We start from the raw sequence: 18,475 nt of genomic DNA, 5'->3' as shown, positions 1-18,475 counted from the left end.
TTCACGCACGATACCCGGCTTGCATCTTCGCGATCGCCGCCCCATACTCGGACGTTTCCCGCAGATGCTGCTCCAAGTTCTTCGAGTCCTGCAGACACTCTTTGAAGCTGGGGTGCTCGTTGAATGGGCGGGTCTTCGGGAGTAGCGGGGGGAGGTTCCGGTAGAACACGAACGCCATGCCCTTTTCCAGTGTCCGGATCTCGTTGCCCTCGAAGATCGCTCGCTTCTCCTCGGACAGCTGCATGTGGGCAGGCCCATTGAGATCCATCGAATGGGTTTCGCGTTCCACCCAGGTCTCGCCGATGAGCTTCGACATGTCTTCGAGCGCGCGCGGGTCGCCACCGCCAGGCAACACGACCTTCACGGTCGCCGCGTCCCAGAGCGTATCCGCGCCTTCTTGGCCGCCGTACTGCTGCAGCTGGGATTTGGACTGGAAGAACGCGACGCCAATGCGCCCGACGCCACCACCGGCGGTGATGAGTTCGTACATGCCCTGATATTCGAAGTTGCCGGCCTCGTCGAGCAGATACGTGAGCGGCGGGTCGAGGCGGCCGCCGGGGGAGCCCGCCGCGATTGCCTTCGAAACGTAGTCGACTTCTGCGAGGAACCCGTCGAGGATCCGGAGGTAGCTCGCTGAGGTCTTCTTGTCTCCGATGAGGTAGACGGTGCCCTTCTGGAGAATGAAATCGGCGAAGTCGAACTGGCCATCCTCGGCCCCGACTTTCATCCAGTCGCGGGCGCTGCGAGAACCAAGGAACGCGAGCACGGTCGGCAACACACCCCACTGGGAGGCACGCTGCTCCGCCGGCATGTTGATAACCGTTTCGAGCCTGGTCGCGTGCTCCGTGAGCCCCTGTGGATGCTCACGGATGAGACGCACGGCTTCTTCTGCCGCGCGCGGGGAGGCTACCCACGTCCAGATATCGTCGACGGTGCGGCCGCCACAGGCAGCGGCGTGAAAGAGCGCGGTGGCGAGCTGCTTACCGAGAGTGTCCCAGTGGCCGCCGTTCGTCGTCGACCCGGAGAACGCGTCTGCAGGGATAAGCCCATTGATACGCCTGATGAGCGTCTCTTCATTGATGCAGCCGTCGACAGGATCCCACTTGAGGACGTGCCCGAAATCGCGTCCACTCGGAATGCCCGGCGCAAAGATCCCCACCTTTGACCCGGCACGTTCGCGCGCGTGCATCGTCATTTGCGCGTTGTCGAGCTTTGACGACGTCGTCACCACGGCGCCAGGCGCGTCCATGATCCAGGGGAGCACAATGTTCCAGCCCTTGCCTGCACGGGACGGTCCAATCACGATCATCGGGTCCTCGACACGGAAGTAGCATTCAATGCCGCGATAGAGGCCAACGCGGTATCCGACGTCCACAGACCGCAACTGAGACGCCGGCAACGCTGGCCGCAGGACCGGGGCACGCTCGGTCAGAAGCTGTTCCTCACCGAGCTCCGCGCGGACTTGCTCAGGGGTTGCGAGCCCTGGCCGGCGCTGTGGGTCTTTCCTGCGCTTGGATCGTGCCCGGGTAAACAGTGACACTACTGTCGTGATCGCGGTGACGAAGAACACGATGAGAGCCCAATGCAGCACGCCAGCACCGTTCACCCCGTACCTTGCGGCTGGGTCAGCTGCACCCCAGAGCCCGAGGTACTGGAAGAGCGGAAGTGGGGTGAACGACTTGGTGCCTGTGATGAGTGTCACGAGCATCTGGACGAAGAACTGCAATCCCAATAGGGCTGCGGCGGGGAGGCCGAGCACGAGCGCAAGCTGTTCTGCGAACCCGAAGGTTCGAAGCCGTTTCTGGAAGCCGGTCGCGGGGGCTACACGATCCTGGTAGTCAGACATTTGGGTTCCGTTCTAATCGTTGGCGATCGCCATCGGGGGGACGGCCCGCAGAAGGCAGTCGGCGAATACGGCGCCGGCACGGACCGCGAGGTCGAGGACGTCGACCACTGGACGGGACTGGCGGCCCTCAGCCCGGATGAGGTATTCCCCGAACGATGAGGCGATCGACGGAACCTCTCGCAGGAACGCGACAAGCTCCGCACTGTCGCTCGTGTCAGCGATGTAACGGCCAGCAGCGCGTAGCGGCCTCGCCGCGAGCCGAGGAACTCTCAACGGGGAACCTTCGATCACGTTTTCCACGCGCTCGAGGTGCGCGACGTAGAGACGTACTTCCGCGGCCGCCGACAGCAACGGGCCATGCGTGGCTTCTAAGAACCGGGATCCTGCTTCGTTGGTGACCGACACACACAGCTCCCACACTTCACTGAGAAGTGGGTCGTCGCTAGTAGGGGAGAGCTCACCAAGCGCTTTTCGTGCTTCGCTCGTGAGCATCGTCACGCTGTCTTTCGTCATTCGGTTGCCCCCTGCATGTGTGTATCGTCTTCCTGCCCACCGGACTGGTCTGGGCTACTCTCGGTGTCTCGGCCGAGGCTTCTCATTGCCGCGTCTGTATCAAAGAGCTGGCGTTCCCACTCGGTTGAGGTTGGGTTCCCGTCGATGACGTAGCTGCGTTCCCCGGCACGGAAAATGAACTCGCCACGTCCGAAGCGTTTGATGAGGTTCGCCTCGCCCTGGCGGAGCGTGCCAGCCTGCACAGCTCGTTGGAGTGTCGATTCGTTCTGGTAGAACGTGATCGTGTTCGCATAGCCGCGCAGCAACTTCTGGGCGAGGTTCCGCTCTTCTTCACCGCCAGTATCGAAGTCCCCGTCTTCGTGGACGATCATCATCATCGTGATGCCGTATTCGCCAGACAGCTTCAATTGCAGCTCGTGCGCCTCGAGCGCGGCTTTGGTCTTCATGTCACGCCACCCCTCCTCACGAATGATGAGGTGGCGCCTGCCTGACGCTTTGTTGGACACCATGTTCTGTACCCACGAGTTCGTGATGGTCTGCGTGATCGCGAGCGCGAGATCTCCACGTTTCTCCATCGCGTACGTGTCAAAAACCGTGTACGGGGAAGTCGGATCTAACTGGATGGTGCCTTCGTCTTCGAACATGCCCGACAGGTTTCCCTGGAGGAGGAGATCGAACATGAGTACCAGGTCGCGGGCCATTCTCTTTTCGAACATGCCTCCCCGAGCTGTTTCCAACTCAGGAGAATCGATCTTCTCGATCACCTTCCGGATCGTCGGGTGGTCGTTCGTTTCACGAATCACCTCGCTGAGCGCCCAGTTCAGGATCGCGATTTCTGCCGGAAACAGGCTCCTTGAGCCAGGTGAAAGGAGCGCGCCGATGAGCTGGAGCACCCGCTGCCGGGATGCGAGCATGCGCTGCGTATGCTCTGCTTCTGACTCTCCGAAGTGACGTTCGCCCGCTTGGAGAGGGTTCACGCGGATATCGGTGCCGAACGACCCGACCTTGAACACCTGCCCGCCGAGCGCTTCCGCGACGACACCGTGCTCGCCCTTCACGTCACTCGTGTTGATCGAGTACACGTTAAACAGCGCGAGGAGTGTGACGAGACGCTTCACGATGAACGACTTGCCGCGGCGAAGGCTTCCCTTCACAAGAATGTTTGGGGAAGACACTATGCCGAGCAAGTACATGTGCCAGGGGTGAAGAATGAAACCACGGCCTCCGGAGAGCCGTTCAACTCCGACAACGGGGCCCTGGACTTGGGGGAGGTCTGCGGCGGCGAACGGGTTCGCGGCCGCGAAATCCCACCCTGTCCCCACGTGCGGGGGAGGCCTGAGGCGTGTGATCGAGCGGAAGCGATCATCCATCCCAAGTAATGGGAGTTCCTCAATTTCTGGGGCAGATATCGGCTCACCACGGGTGTGCTCGTCCCGAACTTGACGAAGGATTTTGCGCTCTTTCCGGGTGAGAGTTCCCGGATCAAACATGACCTGACTGCGGCCCATTACTTCATCCCCATCCCGACCGGATACGCCACAGCAATGAGGCCGGCCTGTTGTTCGTAACTCATGACAAGAAGTTCCACGCCTGCGTTCGCGGCCGAGATCTCCATCGCAGCGCATGCCTCCTCGAGCTCGTCACGAGTGACCGCCGTGACAACGAGATAGCCGGTGAACTCGAGTTGTCCTTGCCCGTCGACGAGGTCCTGCTCACGTGCGTCAAGGTTCAACCAGTCCGCGTTGTCTGCAATCGTGGTGCCGGCACGGTCCTGTTTGAATTGGGCGTTCTGTTTCCACGTCTTCCGGTCTTTCGCGATCCGTTTCAGGGCGTCCTTCATCGGGACGGGGTTCCCGACGAGCGAGAACGTGTGCCTCACTGCGTATCCGTGGTGAGACTCAGCGAACGCGACATTTCCCATGAACCCCGGAAGTGTCTGGATTCTTGGCCATTCCGCGACCCAGTAGGTGCGATGGAACGCGGAATCGGTTTCTGCGTAGTCTTTGTCCTCATCGAGTGACATGGGGCCGGCGAGCTCTGGGGCGACACCTTCAAACGCGGACCCGATGCGTGCGTCGATCGCGGTCTCCCCAACGGGGTCGACGGTGCCACGGCCGGTAGCCGCCCATTCGCGAGGCGTACACCACGCGACCCGAGTAAACCCGGCCTGCATGAGCGCCTCAGTGGTCGACCCCATCTCCTGCTCACACACCGCAAGAACGCCGGCCTTGCCGCCTCCGTGACTCTTCACGAGAGAACGACCAGCACCGGATCCGGTGTCGATTGTGAGCGTGATCGTCGACGGGCGCCACACGACCTCATCAGCAAGCAGATTCAGCGCCTCCTGATACGACTCGGCCAGAGGGCCGGTCTTCTTCAGGGCATCGAACTGCTGCTGCTCGACGACCACGGACCCGGGCCGCGTGCGTTCCTGTACGGTCACTCTGGCGATCTGCTGTCGCCTGGTCCACGCGCCACACACTGTCATCCATCCCGCGATCAGGCCTTCTCGTTCTTCAGGGGTCGACACGGAGACGCTGTGCTGCGCCATCCCCGGGGAGGCGACCACGCAGGTGATGGACGCCATCTGTGAGCGTTTGTCCCAGATCACCACGGAGCCCTTTTCGGTCTCCCAGATCTCGAACCTGTTGGGGTGCCCCGGTAATTCGAGGCGGCCCTTCACAATCGGACCCGTTTTCCTGCGGTACTTCGTCATTCCAGCGGCCTTCCTACGTGTGAACTGCAGCACCTTGAGGACGTGCATCGTCAAAGGGATCCCTGCTTCGGTTTTGAACAACCCGCCTGCCGCAAGTGGTGCCATGATCGCGGCCGCGACGAGTGCCCCGAGGAGGTTTCTTGCGACGAGGAACACGAGCACGGGAAAGATCGCGATCCCGATCGACCACACCCCGTACTTATCGATCCCAAGGATCACGCCCTGGGTGGGGCGGCGTGCGTACTGAACCTTCGCGAGCTCGCGCGTTTCTACTGCGCTCATCGCACACCCCTTGTCGGTTTCGGAGCTGCAGGTTTCGTCTTTGGCTTCGGAGTCTCAGGAGACCGGTTTCCGCCTCCCTGCGGCGCACCGCCACCGCGCCGCTGCGAACCAGGAGAGCCGTTACTCCCAGGCTTCCCACTTCCGCCGTTCGCCCCGGTCTTGCCGGGCTTGCCGGCACCCTGGCCACCAGTCGCACCAGGCTTTCCGTTGCCTCCGCCGGGTGAACCTGGAGCCTGATTGCTGCCAGCAGTACCGCCACCGCCACCGCCGCGCGCGGCAGCGCCGCCGCCGCGCGCGCCTGCAGCACCTGATTTTCCGGCGGATACCGTCCGAACCACATTCCGTGACCCTTGGCTGGCGCTTCGGCCCAGCTGTGAGCCTGCCTGGTCGGCAGACACAGCATCGGCGCCGAGGAAGTCAAAGAACTTCACCACCATGAGCGGCATGAACGCCGTCATGAACATCCCGATCGCAAGTGTCAGACTTCCGCCGTCAAACAGGGTCGCCCCTTTCGTCGCCCGGAGGATCATCGCGAGGAGCCCGAACATAAGTGGCTCCGCGATCAGGAGCGCGAGTCCAACGCTGAACCATTTCTTAGCGAGCCCCCACCCGCCCTTCGTAGTGACGCCCATGAATGCGAGCGGGGCGAACGCGATGAGGATCATGATTGCGAAGTTTCTGAACGCGAGCGCGAAATTGAGCATGATCATGCCGAGGATGAGGACAAGCATCAAGATCATCATCGGGAGGAACCCGACCCCAGCAACCTGCAGCAAGGCGCCGCCGGTGTCTGAGCCAGTGCCGACTTGCATAGTCGTTCGAATCGCGGCCGCGAACCCTTCACCTCCGCCGAGCCGATCGAGGAGGTCTTTGCTGATCAACTCGGATATTTCGAGAAGCGCTCCACCGAGGGTGAGCGCGAAGTAAGTTGATGGGATGCCTGCAAGGACTCCGATGATTGGCCACTTCATGTCTGCCTGGAAGACACCCCGCACGATTCCCACGGAAAGGATCCCAAGGGACACGATGATCGCAATTCCGAACCAGTACCCCGATTCACCGATAGCGCTGTCCCACAGCTTCGATCCGGGAGCTATCGAGTGGTTTCCTATGGTGATGTCCGCGACCCAGGCAAGGAACTCGCTCATCCCCTTCGTCTGGGTCTCAAAGACATGGCAGGCCAAATCGATCGGCGTGCAATCGAAGTCGATCTCCAGGGTGTCTTCCATGTGACGCATACTGGACTCCCGCTAAAACAGCGGAATACCTCCTACGTACGTCATCAACGCGGTTGCAGAACCAAGGAGCATCGTGCCAACGAGGGCGCAAGCAAGAACGATCCAGGCGATGTTCTGATTGCGCTGGCTCAGCTTTCCGACTGCGAGCAGAATAACTGAGAGGACTACGCCGAGAAGACAAGCGATGGTGGCGATTGCAGCAGCAGAGTTCACCACATGCAATGAAGGTTTCACGAACGGGGCGTTGAAATCAGGTTCGAGATCCGGCACCTCAAATGCCGGAAGGACGCTTACGACGTCGACGAGCGTGTGGATGAAATCCATTTGGTTCTCCGTTTCCGTATCGCCACACGGTGTGGCGCTACGAAAACGACGGGGCTGCCGGCGCACTATGCGCTGACAGCCCCGAAGCCCGGTGCTTGCTGTTTACAAGTTGATACCTCGAGCGGCCATGACTGGCCGAGGGTCAGTCGGAACACCGTTCACGAGCGTCTCGAAATGCAGGTGTGGGCCGGTGGAATTTCCGGTACTGCCCACGTAGCCGATGTGTTGGCCGGCCTTCACTTTCTGCCCGACCTGCAACGTCGTTGGTCGCACCATGTGCCCGTACAGAGTTGAGAGCCCGCCGGCGTGTGAGATCACGATGTGCCAGCCGTAACTATCTTGCCCAGCCCAATGCGTGGCAGTGACCGTGCCAGAAGAAGCCGCATAGATCGGTGTCTCCTGCGGGGCAGCAAGATCCATGCCGGTGTGCCCGTAGTAGCCCCACCACTCGGTCGTGATGACGTATGACGCGACAGGAGACGCCCAGTCACCCACTACTGGAACCTCGCCGATCACCCCGGGGGGAACAACCTCTTCGGTCCCTGTGTCGGCCTGCGCGACTGCGCCAGCGACAGTGGCACCGATGAGGATGAACGGCAGCATGATGATCGTGAGAACCACAGCCAGCACGCCAAGGATGATGTTTCGGCCGGTCTTACTTTGCGCGGCATGAACCGCGACTTTGACCGCTACTGCTGGCGCTGCCATTGCTTCGGATAGCTCTTCGTCAACGCTGCAACTCCACAAATTCCGCCGTCCTCAGGGGCATCACAGTAGATCAGCAGCGACGTCGCGTTCCGCACCAGGTGCACGCCAGCGCCGGACTCCCCGCCGGAGTTGACCGCGCTTTCAACACGTACCCAATACTTCGAATAGGTGCCTGGGAGCGAGTCCGCCTCCCAAGTCTCTTCGATGGTTGTGTTCACGTCGTAGCCTTCAGCGACTGCTTGTGCATCGTTGAACGCTTGTATGGGGTGAGAGGTGTAGGTGATGCCGTGTCCCGTGAGTGCGTTGTAGCGCTTATCGTTGCCGAGCTCCCACCACCAACCGCCATCAGGGTTCCAACCTTCGCTACCTGCTGCGTCAATACCGGCCTGCACGATATCTCCTGCGACCCATTCGGTGTGGCCAAGATTCGACTTCGACCGGTCAATGGTCGAACGGATCACGCCTTCGGGGCCTACATAATCTGGTGACGGCCTCATCACTCTTGTGAGTGATTCCCGAATGAAGTCTTCGTGAAATGGCTGCTTACCGGCGTCGGCAGACCACAGTACGCGAGCGGCAGACAGTGCCGCCTCTTCCGGGTTAGTTGTAACGGCCATTTCCACCATTCCCGAATCATCAAACGGGGCGGGGTCCCACAACGACTCGGAAACCTTCTCCTCTGGCGCCTCCGGTTTCGGAACCTCGGAGCCGGCGCTCGCGCCAGGCGCAGGCGTTGACTCAGAAGCCGGCTGGGTCTTGCCTCCAGACAGGAGCAGGAAGGTCGTGATGCCGATCGCGGTGAGGATCACCACGACACCACAAGCGATGCCAATGATCGTTTTCCGGTTCCATTGCTTCTTCACAATCACTCCTTCTTCTCTGTATCGCCAGCGCGGACGCTGTTGACGTGGTCCTCGAATTCAACGGCCCAGGTACTGGCTCGGACGCTACCCGGAGCCACCCACACTGAGAGAGGCGTCTCATGATGCTCGGCCGAGTTGCAGCCAGTTGCCGACGTCCAATTCGAGAGCCTGCGGATGGCGAGATCGAACTGATAGTGGAAATCGAGCATCGCGGACGGAGGCGCAGTCTCTTGTACCTGTTGCTGGTTGCGGTACTGAAACAACGCAAGGAGCTCCTGCACGAGCGACCCATGCCGGTACCAGCACGGAGGCACTACCGCGTCGCGTAGCCCGTACCTGCGGACGAGCTCGGGCACCCACTCGCCGAGTACTTCGAGAGTTTCTGCGCGTTCCTCATCGTCGAGCTTCCACCAGTTGATCGGCGACGGCAGTGGTTGCCGTACCTGGGTAGGCGGTGGGGGAGGGGACGTAACGTTCGGGCGGCTACCTCGAGTGCGGCCGGTTGTCACCGGCGCCTCCACCGCCTCGCCGTCGGCTTCATGCGTCTTCGTCACCAGGGATCCTTTCATCGAGTCTCCCTGTTCGACGAAACCTACTGCGCAGGCTTGCAGGGCAAGCGGCTGGGCTTCGCCCCAGAGTTTTCATTGCTTGGAAGCGAGCGACAGGGTAGGGACGTTCCACTCCGGCCTGCACCGCCCGCCCAAAGCGTTCCGCCCCGGGCTTACCAGGGGCCGCTCGCGTGTCTGCGCCACGCAGGCGACCCCTTCCGGCACATGCCTCCGCTTCGCGTCACTGTCGGCGATTCCGCCTCCCCAGCAAAAGAAATGGTGGGAGGGAGAAACGAGGAGAGAATCATGAGCCAGGCAACATTCGACATCGACGCCCTCATACTTGAGGCAGACCGCGAGGCCGCACCTGTTTGGGATGGTGCGCCGCTGCACTACCACGAGGATCCGTACCGACCGGAAGAGCTTGATGCGGCCTTTGCTCGGTGGAAATTCGAGAACGGCAAGTTCGGGTGCATCCCCGACAGCCACATGTGGAACCGCAGCATGTTCAACCACGTTCCATCAGACCGAGCTCAGCTCCGAGGCTGAGAGGGAAGCCGGTACCGGCGTCTACCTTTCTCGCGCTGGGCGACGGCTCTAATCTCAATCCGTAATTCTGGATTTTCCAAGTGGCGCCGGGTTCTTTGGGCTTTAGCTTTCCTTCACCTATCTTTCGCGAGATCCATTGGTGTGCGACTGCTGACGCTCAAGAAGAGCAACGAAGATATGAGAACTGTGGAAGAAGCCGCAACCAAGTGACTTGAAAGAAGCCCCAAGCCCTGTAGCACGCCCCAAGGGAGAACGTAAAGCGCTGAAATTGAGCCAGAGAGCAGATACACTCCTGATACAACTACTGATTCCAGCATGAGTATTCGCTGAAGGGAAAACCGGCCTGTACCACTTAGGCGATAGGCAGCGAGCTCACTGCTTCGTAGCTGCGCCATTAGGGCTAGGAGCAGGCCTAGTACCACTCCAGCAGCCAACGGGAGTCCAGCCGTGAGGCGGGTCAAGAAGGCGCCGTGTGGGCTGGCTAGATCCGAAAGCACAGTGGTTGCAGCAATCGGGTGCTTTCGCACTTCAAGCTGTGAAACCAAGTCTGGAATTGATCGATTGGGGTCCTGCTTTTGGTTGAGGACGACCAAGCAATGATCAGCATACTTCTCGGCAGGCGAGAGGCCAACCAGCACCGCTGAGTTCACAGGCAGACCCGCTGGCTGTAAGTCCATCGTGAGTGCGGTTAGCGTATGGCCATTAGTGGCGAGTAAAAACGGCGCCCCCTGGGAGGAGCCGCCAACGGTAGCCCCAAGTAGCATGTCAGCTTGTCCAAGCTGAGGGAAGAGCGTAATGCTTGTTTCAAATAGAGGCAGATTCCCAACAAGTTGGGGCACCGAAATCCGTTCACCTTCCACCAGCACGCCAGCCCGTTCGACTCCAGCACTTCCGGCGAGCGCTTCGCAAGATCGCACATTTATTTCAGGCTCGTGCTCTACGTCAATCCCCTGTATGAGGATGAGGTTTCTCCCTTTTGATTGGAGAGTTGCCACTTGGTGGTTGAGCTGAACAAGTTCGATGTACCTGAATGCGCTGAGAACGATCCCAAGAACGACAGCGACCAGGATGGCTCCAAATAGCCTCGACCTGGAAGCGAAGCAATTGCTAAGTGCTTCGCCTAATAAGTCTGTTCCTGTCCACTTGTCAGCCAATTCTTTGCGAAGCCTTACCTCGTTGGGCCAACGGTTCTGCTCCAGCACCAGATTTGGCCCATGCTTTTGTGCTTACAACGCGCTCGGAAGCTCTCATGAGTTCGGGGTCATGTGTCGCAACAACCAGAGTGCGCTCGCATCTTAAGGAGTGCAAGAGGGCGATGATCCCGCCGGCCGTCTCAGAGTCAAGGTTCGCGGTTGGCTCATCTGCTAACAAGAGCGGCTTCCGTGATGCCAAAGCGCGCGCAATCGCCAAACGCTGGAGCTCTCCGCCTGAGAGTTCGGAAGCAGTAGATTCCTCTCTCCCGCCCAGCCCCACGCGTTCCAGCTGATGAGTTGCGAGCTCCCGTGCGCTAGCTCGTACCACGCCCTCGCTCAACGGGGCGATCATCACGTTCTCTGTAAGTGTCCTTCGACCAAGTGCATTTACCCCTTGTGGTATCCAAGCGACAAGAGAAGGGTCTGGAGGCATTCCGTTAACGAGAATGCTCCCTGAGCTAGGAGAGAGATAGCCAGCAAGAAGATTCAGCAACGTGGTCTTTCCAGTTCCTGACGGCCCGATAAGAACGGTCATTACTCCATCCTCAAATTCTGCCGAGACGCCTTGCAAGATCTTTCGTCCCCCCACCTCAGCGACAACATCCTCAACCGTTACCGACAAGTCACGCCTTTCGGTGTAGCACTCCTGGCATCACGTAGTACCTGCGTACCTGCTAAAGACGGATCAATCCCAACGACTCCCAACTCGCCAGCGATTTGTTGAACTGTGACAGGCACTGCCTCCGGTCCCGAGCCCTCATCATTTTGAATCACACACGTTTCCCCGCCCAAACCTGCCATGATGGCGGTGGAAGGAACTGAGGCAACATCAAAGGGAACTGCGAGTGAAATCTGCAATCCCTCAAAAATTTGTGAATCGTCATCCATTCCCACTTCAATTAGTTCCTCAGCTGCCCATGACCTCAGTTTCTTAGTGACTTCGACGGCCTCATCTCCAGATATTGACAAGGACGAAATGAGTAGCTCTTCTGGCCCTGCGGAGAGCCGCAACTCGCCCGGGACAGGGAACCCCTTCGGAGGCTTTTCGCCAGCAGAGTCAACAATCCTTAGCGCGGAAACCTGTCCTGATCCTGTCGCGAAGACCCCGTCAGCTGGTACCGGGTCACCAGGTGAGACTTGAACTGAGACCACCTCACCGAAGTCACGAGGAATGTAAATGAACTCTTCCTTTCGAAGCACCCCATCAGGTGTTAGGTTCACTTCACTCTGAAAAGTTGACAACGCGACACTCGCCGCCTGGGAGAATAGCGAGCCAGGCTCCTCACCGGAGAGAAACCCGAGGTCGCGCAGAAACTCGGTAAGGGTCAGTACGTCTTTACCAACGTCACCAACGTGCAGATCCCGGAAGAATGGAGTTTCCCCGGAATAAGCCATTCGAGGAACACCATCCACTTCCATAGCCTTTGTTCCAGGTTCAACTGGAGTTCCAACGACTAGGTCAAAGCGAGTGATGGTTCCTTGTCCTTCAAGACGAAGATTCATTTCTGACTTAAACGTAGCGACCCCTCGGACACCAAGCCTGGCATCAATCGTTCTGGATCCTGCCACCACTGTTTCCGGTTGGACCGGGAGGTTGGCCTTCCGCTGAATTAGAACATCGGCAACAATCGCAGTACCCCACACAGCTACAGGTACCAGCCAAATCAGCAAGATGACGAGTACGGGCCGGGGGTTCCGGTGCTGCTTCTTTCGGGGCTTCACGGCTAGCGTCCTCCTTTGGAAGCGTAAACAACTACTTGACTCCGCGCGCATTAGCTGGGAGGTACGCGGAAGCCCGAGAATCTAGTGGCATGAAGCCGGATCGATGTTGTTTTCGAGGATCTGTTCCCACCTTTCCAAGTGGGTTTCCGCTGGCTCAATCTCATACTTGATTAGGCACGCCTTCACCATCCTTGAGCTCTCGGACTGCTCTAGAATCTCGGGCTTTGTTTGCCAAGCTCGGTCAACGAACTCAAATTCGTGAACATAACACTCAGTTCCGCCCGCATCGTCAGAAACCACTGGAACGGAGTACTGAATTACCCCATCGACGGTTTCACCTCCCCCGATAGGGAATCCAATCCCTTCCATACAAGCCTGAAAGCGCTGAAACGACTGTTCATACTCTTCTTGAGTAACCTCACCGTCTTCCAGCGCTGCCTTCTGCTCTGCAGAGATGCTATTTGGTGGTTCAGGCTGAGGCGCGTCCGATCCGGCGCCAAGAACACCCCCAGAGCCTCCCGCACAACCTACCAGGGGCACAGCAAGGAGTAGGGCTATAGCGGAAGCGAAGCCCGCCTTAGACAGCCGTTGTGAATGCACTTGAAGTCGCGGACTTGTGCCAGCCAGTACAAGTCTTAGATTGAAGCTGCGCAACATGGCCATACCCATAGGTCCACGCGGACCTCAAACCACATTTTGTGCCATAAGTTGCCGATACCTGCAACTGTCCGCACTCCTTATTGTAGCCACTGTAAGTATCGACAGAGCCATACGCCGATTCACCATGAACAACCCGATTAGAAGAACCACAAAAAGCAGCTTGATAGCCAGCTTGCGCGGAAGTAACGAAGCCCGCAGGGACTCCTACAAGACCAATCACGATTCCTAAGCCAACTGTAGCCAGTAGCGGTTTACCCTTACCCATGAGGTACCTCCTTGTACCAGACAGAACAAATGGTGTTGTACCGGGGACCTACTTCTAAGAACGAAAACTGCAGGATTCTTAATGATGAGATCTCCTGCTTGTCACCGTAGGCCAAGCCACTGCGGAATTCAAGTAATCTCATAACGAGTGGGTTGAGAATGACGTCTGGAGTCGACTTGTGCTCGCCCTGCTGGAGACTTGCGGCTTACCATGCGGAACATGAAATCTCACTTTCCAGCTCCAATGATCGGGTTGAGCTTGTGCTTCCTCATCGGGTGCAGCACGTCAACAATGCCCATCGAACATTCCCCCGTAGAAGAATCTCGGTCGCAAACCCCCAAGAATTACTGCGAACAGCTCTTGTCAGTTGAAACAGTCCAATCGGTTGAGCCCCGTTACGAGTTCATCGGTGACCAACTCGCCGAAACAGACAATTATCAGGGGTTCATCTCATTGCTCGATACAGGGAGCTTCGAAGCGTTCTTATGGGGCCAATCACCCCGCTTTTGCGTCTGGGGTGTTCCTAACAGTGACAACATGACGTACCTATTCACAGCTCAGCTGCCGCCGCAGGAGATGAGTGAACTCATCGACTTCCTTGGCTCCGGGAAGTACCAGGAGTCCTCGGATGGGAATACACGCGTCTTCAAGAAACAACAGCTTGCCGAAGCCAGCACGCTCACCTTCTTTTTCGAGCACCGTCTTACTAAGGACGTTTGGGTCCTTGCGGTTGGACAATCCACCCTGCTGGCGGACCAGGTGGATCTCTCAAAGGGGTCCGCAGAATAGAAAACTGGACAGATCAGTTGTGGTTGTAGGTCGACTCAGCCAGTTGACCTTTCGCGTGAGGCCTGCCTATGGTAGCCCGCAAGGAATTGAACTTAAACCACACATTCTCCTAGCTGAACAAGAGATCAGTTTCGAGAATCGTACGAAGGAGTATGACGATGATCAAGTTTAAGAAGAGCGCTCTAGCCCTGGCTGCAGTTGGTGGGCTGGCCCTTAGCCTCATTACAAGCAGTCCTGCGCTGGCAAATTCAAACTCGAAGCCCTGCACTCCTGCGACCGCTAGCGTGCATGGTTTCTCTGCTTATTCTGAAGTCAGCACCTACTCCTCATTTGCGGCATGCGGTCAGATGCAGGTATCGGCAACTTATGGCACAAAATGTGGTTTGAGGTCTGCATGGACGTACGGTACCGGCATAGTCACGCAAGCCCAGACGAAGACTTGTACCGGGTGGCACAAGGCGGCAACCTCAGTCACGTTCAATACTTACGTGTAGAGATTCCTCCTCGAAGGAGCCTGTGCTTGTAGCCCGCAGTGCGCCCCTGTTGCGCCAGCAGCCCCCTCGTCCGTGATGCGCTGGATCTACTGAGTACAGTCGGTTGTGTAGCTGGTGGTCGGCACTGCTTAGCCAGCCCACCGAGTAACGCCGTGGCGAGCTGCAAGCTGGTCTTCGTACGCTGCGAAACTCATCGAGCTTCCCCAGCGTGAATGCGGAGGTAGAGGATTCCCGCCCTGCACTCAAAGTGCCCATATCCGGGCTTCTGTGATGGGCACGTTCCAGTGGTCATTTCAACACCTGACGTGATCAGGAGGCGCAATGACCACTGGAACCTACCATTAGCGGCTAAGGCACCACATCCCTCAATGGAGGAGGGATACTTGGGAGAGTTCGAGGTTAGTTCGTAGCGATCACCTCCTCTGCGCCTGCAGCGCGGCCGCGCCGCTTTGCCGCGAGTACTGCAGCTGCGCCCAGCAGGAGCACACCGCCGCCGAGGCCGGCGAGGAGAGCGACGTTACCGCCGGTCGACGCGAGCGGGCCCGGGACCACGGGCTTCTTGCGTACCTCGAGGTTCTCTGACGGTTCGCCGCACTTGCCGACAGCTACCTCGATCTCGGTGCCCTTCTCGACTCGGATCAGGGTCTCCTGGTAGCCGCCGAGACCGATGTGCTTCTCGGTCGTCTTCACCTTGCTCGACTCGTACTTGCCAGGCTCGGAAACGAGGACACCGGTCTTGTCTTCGAAGTCCTTGATCTCGTTCTCCGGGGAGCAGACCATGTCTTTTCCGTCCTCACGCGTGTACGCCTTGAACGTGATCTTGTACTCGACATCCTTGAGCTCCGAAAGGTCGCCGTGTTCGCTCGTGAACGCGGTGTCCCAGATCTCGTCGCCGACGGTGACGGTCTTGCCCTCGGTACGGACCTTGGGCTCCTCGATCAATGTGGTCTCGTTCGGGATGCCGCATCGGCCGCGCGAGTACTCGAACTCTTCACCGTTCTTCGGGTCGTTCGGAGTGATGATCGTCGACTCAACCCAGTAGCTCGTGCCAGCAGAGTGCGTGAACACGTCAGGGGACTTCACCTCGCCGAGCTCGGTGACCTCGACGCGGTCGGTCTTTGCGACGGGCTGCGCCTCGCACACGGCGGCGGGGTCTGCGACCTCGTCCTCAGTCCACAGGACGACCTCACCGTTCTCGTCGACGATCGCTTCCCAGTTCTCGTCGTACTTGGGCTGGCCGGCCTCGGGCTTCAGGAACAGTTCGAACTCGATCTCAGTCTTGGACGCGTTCGGGAGCGTCCCGGTGACCTCAGCGACGTCGTGGATGGTGCCCGCGACTTCGCCCTTCTCGATGGCCTGTGTCTCGACCTCGGGGCCCTCGATCACAGTGGTCTCGTTCGGGATCCCGCAGCGGCCACGCGAGTACTCGAACTCTCCGCCGTCCTTCGGATCCTTCGGAGTGATGATCGTCGACTCAACCCAGTAGCTCGTGCCAGCAGAGTGCGTGAACACGTCAGGGGACTTCACCTCGCCAAGCTTGGTGACCTCGACGCGGTCGGTCTTTGCGACGGGCTGCGCCTCGCACACGGCGGCGGGGTCTGCGACCTCGTCCTCAGTCCACAAGTCGGTCTCGCCGTTCTCGTCAAGGATCGGCTTCCAGTTCTTGTCGTACTTGGGCTGGCCTGCTTCTGGCTTCAGGAACAGTTCGAACTCGATCTCGGTCTTCGCGTTCTCGGGGAGTCCACCGGTGACAGTTGCGACGTCGTGGATGGTGCCCGCGACGGAGCCCTTCTCGATGGCCTGAGTTTCGACCTCGGGGCCGACGATCTTGAACGTCTCAGAGGGTACGCCGTAGTCGTCGCACCACTCTTCAGCCTTGCCCTTGGCGTCGTCAGTCTGGTCTTCGTCTACCAGGCACCACTGGACGGTGGCGTACTTCGCCTTCGTGTTCAGCGGAACCTTAATGTCCTTCGACGTGAACTTCGCGACGCTGTCAACGGTCTGCTTCATCGTGGTGAGTACCTGCGCGCCTTCAGGCGCGACAGGCTGCTGCACGGGCTTCTTATCGGCAAGGTAGACCGTGCCACGGAGTGTGAACGGAGTGCGGTTGCCCTCAGCGTTCTGGAGCCAGCCGCCGTTCTGCAACGTCACGTCCACATCGTCGGTGACCCTCCCACCGATCGAGACCTGCTTCTTTGCGACCTTCGTCGACCAGCGCAGCTCAGTCGGAGTCAGCTGACCCTCCGAAGCCTGACCGAAACCATCCGTGAAGAAGTAATCCTTTGGCAGCGACCCTTCGAGGCCGCTCTTGGGTGAGACAACTGAGGCAAGTTGGTCGCTACCCTGGATCTTCCACACCCAGGAGTAGTACCCGGCCTCCTCAGACTTCCCGACCTTCTCGACGGTGTAGGTGCCGGGGCCCTTCTTCGAATCAGTAGCGACCGATGCAGTCGCCGCCACTGGCGCACCCTTCGGCGGCGTAGCAGACGGGTTGAGAGCCGGATCCTGCAGGAACGGGCCATAGAGAGTGCCCTCAGCCTTGATCGGTGCGAATTGGGTGGATCCGTCGGCACGAATGGCCTGGCGCCATGGGTTTGATCCATCAGCGATACCAAAAGTGATGGTGTCGCTGAACGATTCTCCTCGCTTGACGAACTTGGACGGGGTCTCGGTCGTCAAGACGGGCGACCAGAGCGTGTCAGGGTCGACGTAGACAGCTTTGTAGTTGCCAGTGACGGGCTTGCTCGCTGTACCGGAGGCGATGCCCTGCCCGTATCCTCCGGGGTGTCCGAAGGACACTTCTGCGGGGCTGGACTGGTACTGGTACTTCCCGTTGATGGTGACCCGGTAGTAGCGGCCCCAATCCTCGTCATTATAAGGCGCCTTGCCTGTCCAAGCGACAGTCTGCACAGTCTTTGTTCCACCGGGGAATGTGATCTTGTTTGAGCCTGTCGCGTCAAAGATACCGTTGGTGACCGTCAGCTCAGTGGTTCCCGGGTCAACGACAACATGTCCCTTATATGCGCCCGTGCCGAAGATACGGGGATCTCCTGGCGCGTTCTCGGCCGCGTCGCTTGCTTGGGCTTCCTTGATCATCGCCATCGCGTTAGACACGATCGAAGGATCAACGGCGCCCTTCATCGCGGAGAGCATGCTCTGATACGAGGCGTTCGCTCCTGCGGCACGGATCTCCCAGATCGCGATCTGGACCGCAGCGGCCTGGTTCGCGTTCGCGGTCTGCCCGTACTTCGACATGACCTTGTTCATCGTCTTCAGCCCGTTCCCGGAAAGCGCCGGTGCCTGGATGTTGGTCCAGTTCCCAACGCCGGAGTGGAACTCGGTCGCCGTGTAGGCCGGCAACGTTGCTGTTGCGCCGAGTGCTGGGTTGATGCCCATCTGCGGGGGCATGCCCATCTCGACGCAGAACACGATCTGGCCGTTGGAGTGCTGGAAGCCTCCGACGAATCCGCCCATCGTGTTGACGCCGGCGCCTTCGGAGATCGCGTGCGCTGCGGTCGGCTGCTGGAACACGTCGAACGTTCCGACGCTGCTCGCGAGCACGAGACCCGCAAGGAGTACCGCGACGGGCTTCCCCAATCTGCGGCGCTGACGCCGGTTAAGTGCTAGTTGTGGTTGCAATGCTTTGCCTGTTCTTTCTCTAGAGTGACGTGGCCCCCCGCCTCAGGTATCGCGTTACCTGAGCCACATCACTCGATGAAAAACCCCGCGCAGTCACAAAAAGTGGCCCCCACAAGTCGTGGGGGC

15 protein-coding genes are annotated in these 18,475 nt (G+C 59.2%); 2 read left to right on the top strand and 13 right to left on the bottom strand.

What is annotated here, in order from left to right:
• Position 1 precedes the first annotated feature (1 nt).
• From FB468_RS08630 to FB468_RS08590, 9 genes are all read right to left on the bottom strand, one after another.
• On the bottom strand, positions 2–1,846 hold the full coding sequence (locus FB468_RS08630; RefSeq protein WP_141886980.1) for a type IV secretory system conjugative DNA transfer family protein: 1,845 nt from the start codon (positions 1,844–1,846) through the stop codon (positions 2–4).
• A 12-nt stretch (positions 1,847–1,858) separates the two neighbouring features.
• On the bottom strand, positions 1,859–2,359 hold the full coding sequence (locus tag FB468_RS08625; protein ID WP_141886979.1) for a hypothetical protein: 501 nt from the start codon (positions 2,357–2,359) through the stop codon (positions 1,859–1,861).
• Complete coding sequence (locus FB468_RS08620; protein ID WP_211359110.1) at positions 2,356–3,534, bottom strand: hypothetical protein; 1,179 nt, start codon at positions 3,532–3,534, stop codon at positions 2,356–2,358. The genes FB468_RS08625 and FB468_RS08620 overlap by 4 nt, the downstream gene beginning before the upstream one ends.
• A gap of 332 nt (positions 3,535–3,866) precedes the next feature.
• The gene (locus FB468_RS08615) at positions 3,867–5,357 is read right to left on the bottom strand and encodes an SCO6880 family protein (protein ID WP_141886978.1); all 1,491 of its coding nucleotides are present in this window, start codon (positions 5,355–5,357) and stop codon (positions 3,867–3,869) included.
• Complete coding sequence (locus FB468_RS08610; protein ID WP_141886977.1) at positions 5,354–6,586, bottom strand: hypothetical protein; 1,233 nt, start codon at positions 6,584–6,586, stop codon at positions 5,354–5,356. Before FB468_RS08610 ends, FB468_RS08615 begins: the two co-directional genes overlap by 4 nt.
• Before the next feature lie 21 nt (positions 6,587–6,607).
• Complete coding sequence (locus FB468_RS08605) at positions 6,608–6,919, bottom strand: hypothetical protein (protein WP_141886976.1); 312 nt, start codon at positions 6,917–6,919, stop codon at positions 6,608–6,610.
• Positions 6,920–7,021: 102 nt separating this feature from the next.
• Positions 7,022–7,627 carry a M23 family metallopeptidase gene (locus FB468_RS17560; protein WP_141886975.1) on the bottom strand — a complete coding sequence of 202 codons (606 nt, stop codon included), beginning with the start codon at positions 7,625–7,627 and terminating at the stop codon, positions 7,022–7,024.
• The gene (locus FB468_RS08595) at positions 7,609–8,490 is read right to left on the bottom strand and encodes a hypothetical protein (protein WP_141886974.1); all 882 of its coding nucleotides are present in this window, start codon (positions 8,488–8,490) and stop codon (positions 7,609–7,611) included. Before FB468_RS08595 ends, FB468_RS17560 begins: the two co-directional genes overlap by 19 nt.
• 2 nt (positions 8,491–8,492) lie before the next feature.
• A complete protein-coding gene (locus tag FB468_RS08590; protein WP_141886973.1) occupies positions 8,493–9,044 on the bottom strand; it encodes a hypothetical protein in 552 nt (183 codons plus the stop codon).
• A 300-nt stretch (positions 9,045–9,344) separates the two neighbouring features.
• Between FB468_RS08590 and FB468_RS08585 the strand changes: the two genes are divergently transcribed.
• A complete protein-coding gene (locus FB468_RS08585; RefSeq protein ID WP_141886972.1) occupies positions 9,345–9,587 on the top strand; it encodes a DUF6349 family protein in 243 nt (80 codons plus the stop codon).
• 113 nt (positions 9,588–9,700) lie between these two features.
• Here the strand turns inward: FB468_RS08585 and FB468_RS17120 are convergent, their stop codons facing one another.
• From FB468_RS17120 to FB468_RS08575, 3 genes are read right to left on the bottom strand one after another with little or no spacing between them, the layout of a single operon-like run.
• The gene (locus FB468_RS17120) at positions 9,701–10,789 is read right to left on the bottom strand and encodes a hypothetical protein (protein ID WP_170219581.1); all 1,089 of its coding nucleotides are present in this window, start codon (positions 10,787–10,789) and stop codon (positions 9,701–9,703) included.
• Complete coding sequence (locus tag FB468_RS17665) at positions 10,734–11,369, bottom strand: ABC transporter ATP-binding protein (protein WP_425460823.1); 636 nt, start codon at positions 11,367–11,369, stop codon at positions 10,734–10,736. The genes FB468_RS17120 and FB468_RS17665 overlap by 56 nt, the downstream gene beginning before the upstream one ends.
• Before the next feature lie 23 nt (positions 11,370–11,392).
• Positions 11,393–12,502 carry a peptidoglycan-binding domain-containing protein gene (locus tag FB468_RS08575; protein WP_141886970.1) on the bottom strand — a complete coding sequence of 370 codons (1,110 nt, stop codon included), beginning with the start codon at positions 12,500–12,502 and terminating at the stop codon, positions 11,393–11,395.
• Between the two features lie 1,144 nt (positions 12,503–13,646).
• Here FB468_RS08575 and FB468_RS08570 point away from each other — a divergent pair.
• Positions 13,647–14,216, top strand: coding sequence for a hypothetical protein (locus FB468_RS08570; RefSeq protein WP_141886969.1), 570 nt, complete (start codon positions 13,647–13,649; stop codon positions 14,214–14,216).
• Positions 14,217–15,109: 893 nt separating this feature from the next.
• Here the strand turns inward: FB468_RS08570 and FB468_RS08565 are convergent.
• Entirely contained in the window at positions 15,110–18,307 is a 3,198-nt protein-coding gene (locus FB468_RS08565) for a hypothetical protein (protein WP_141886968.1), read from the bottom strand.
• Positions 18,308–18,475: the final 168 nt, after the last annotated feature.

It is taken from the genome of Leucobacter komagatae (assembly GCF_006716085.1).
In the GTDB taxonomy this organism is placed as follows: Bacteria; Actinomycetota; Actinomycetes; order Actinomycetales; family Microbacteriaceae; genus Leucobacter; species Leucobacter komagatae.
Note: the sequence above shows the minus strand (reverse complement) of the source record. Positions and strands in the feature narration are given on the sequence as shown.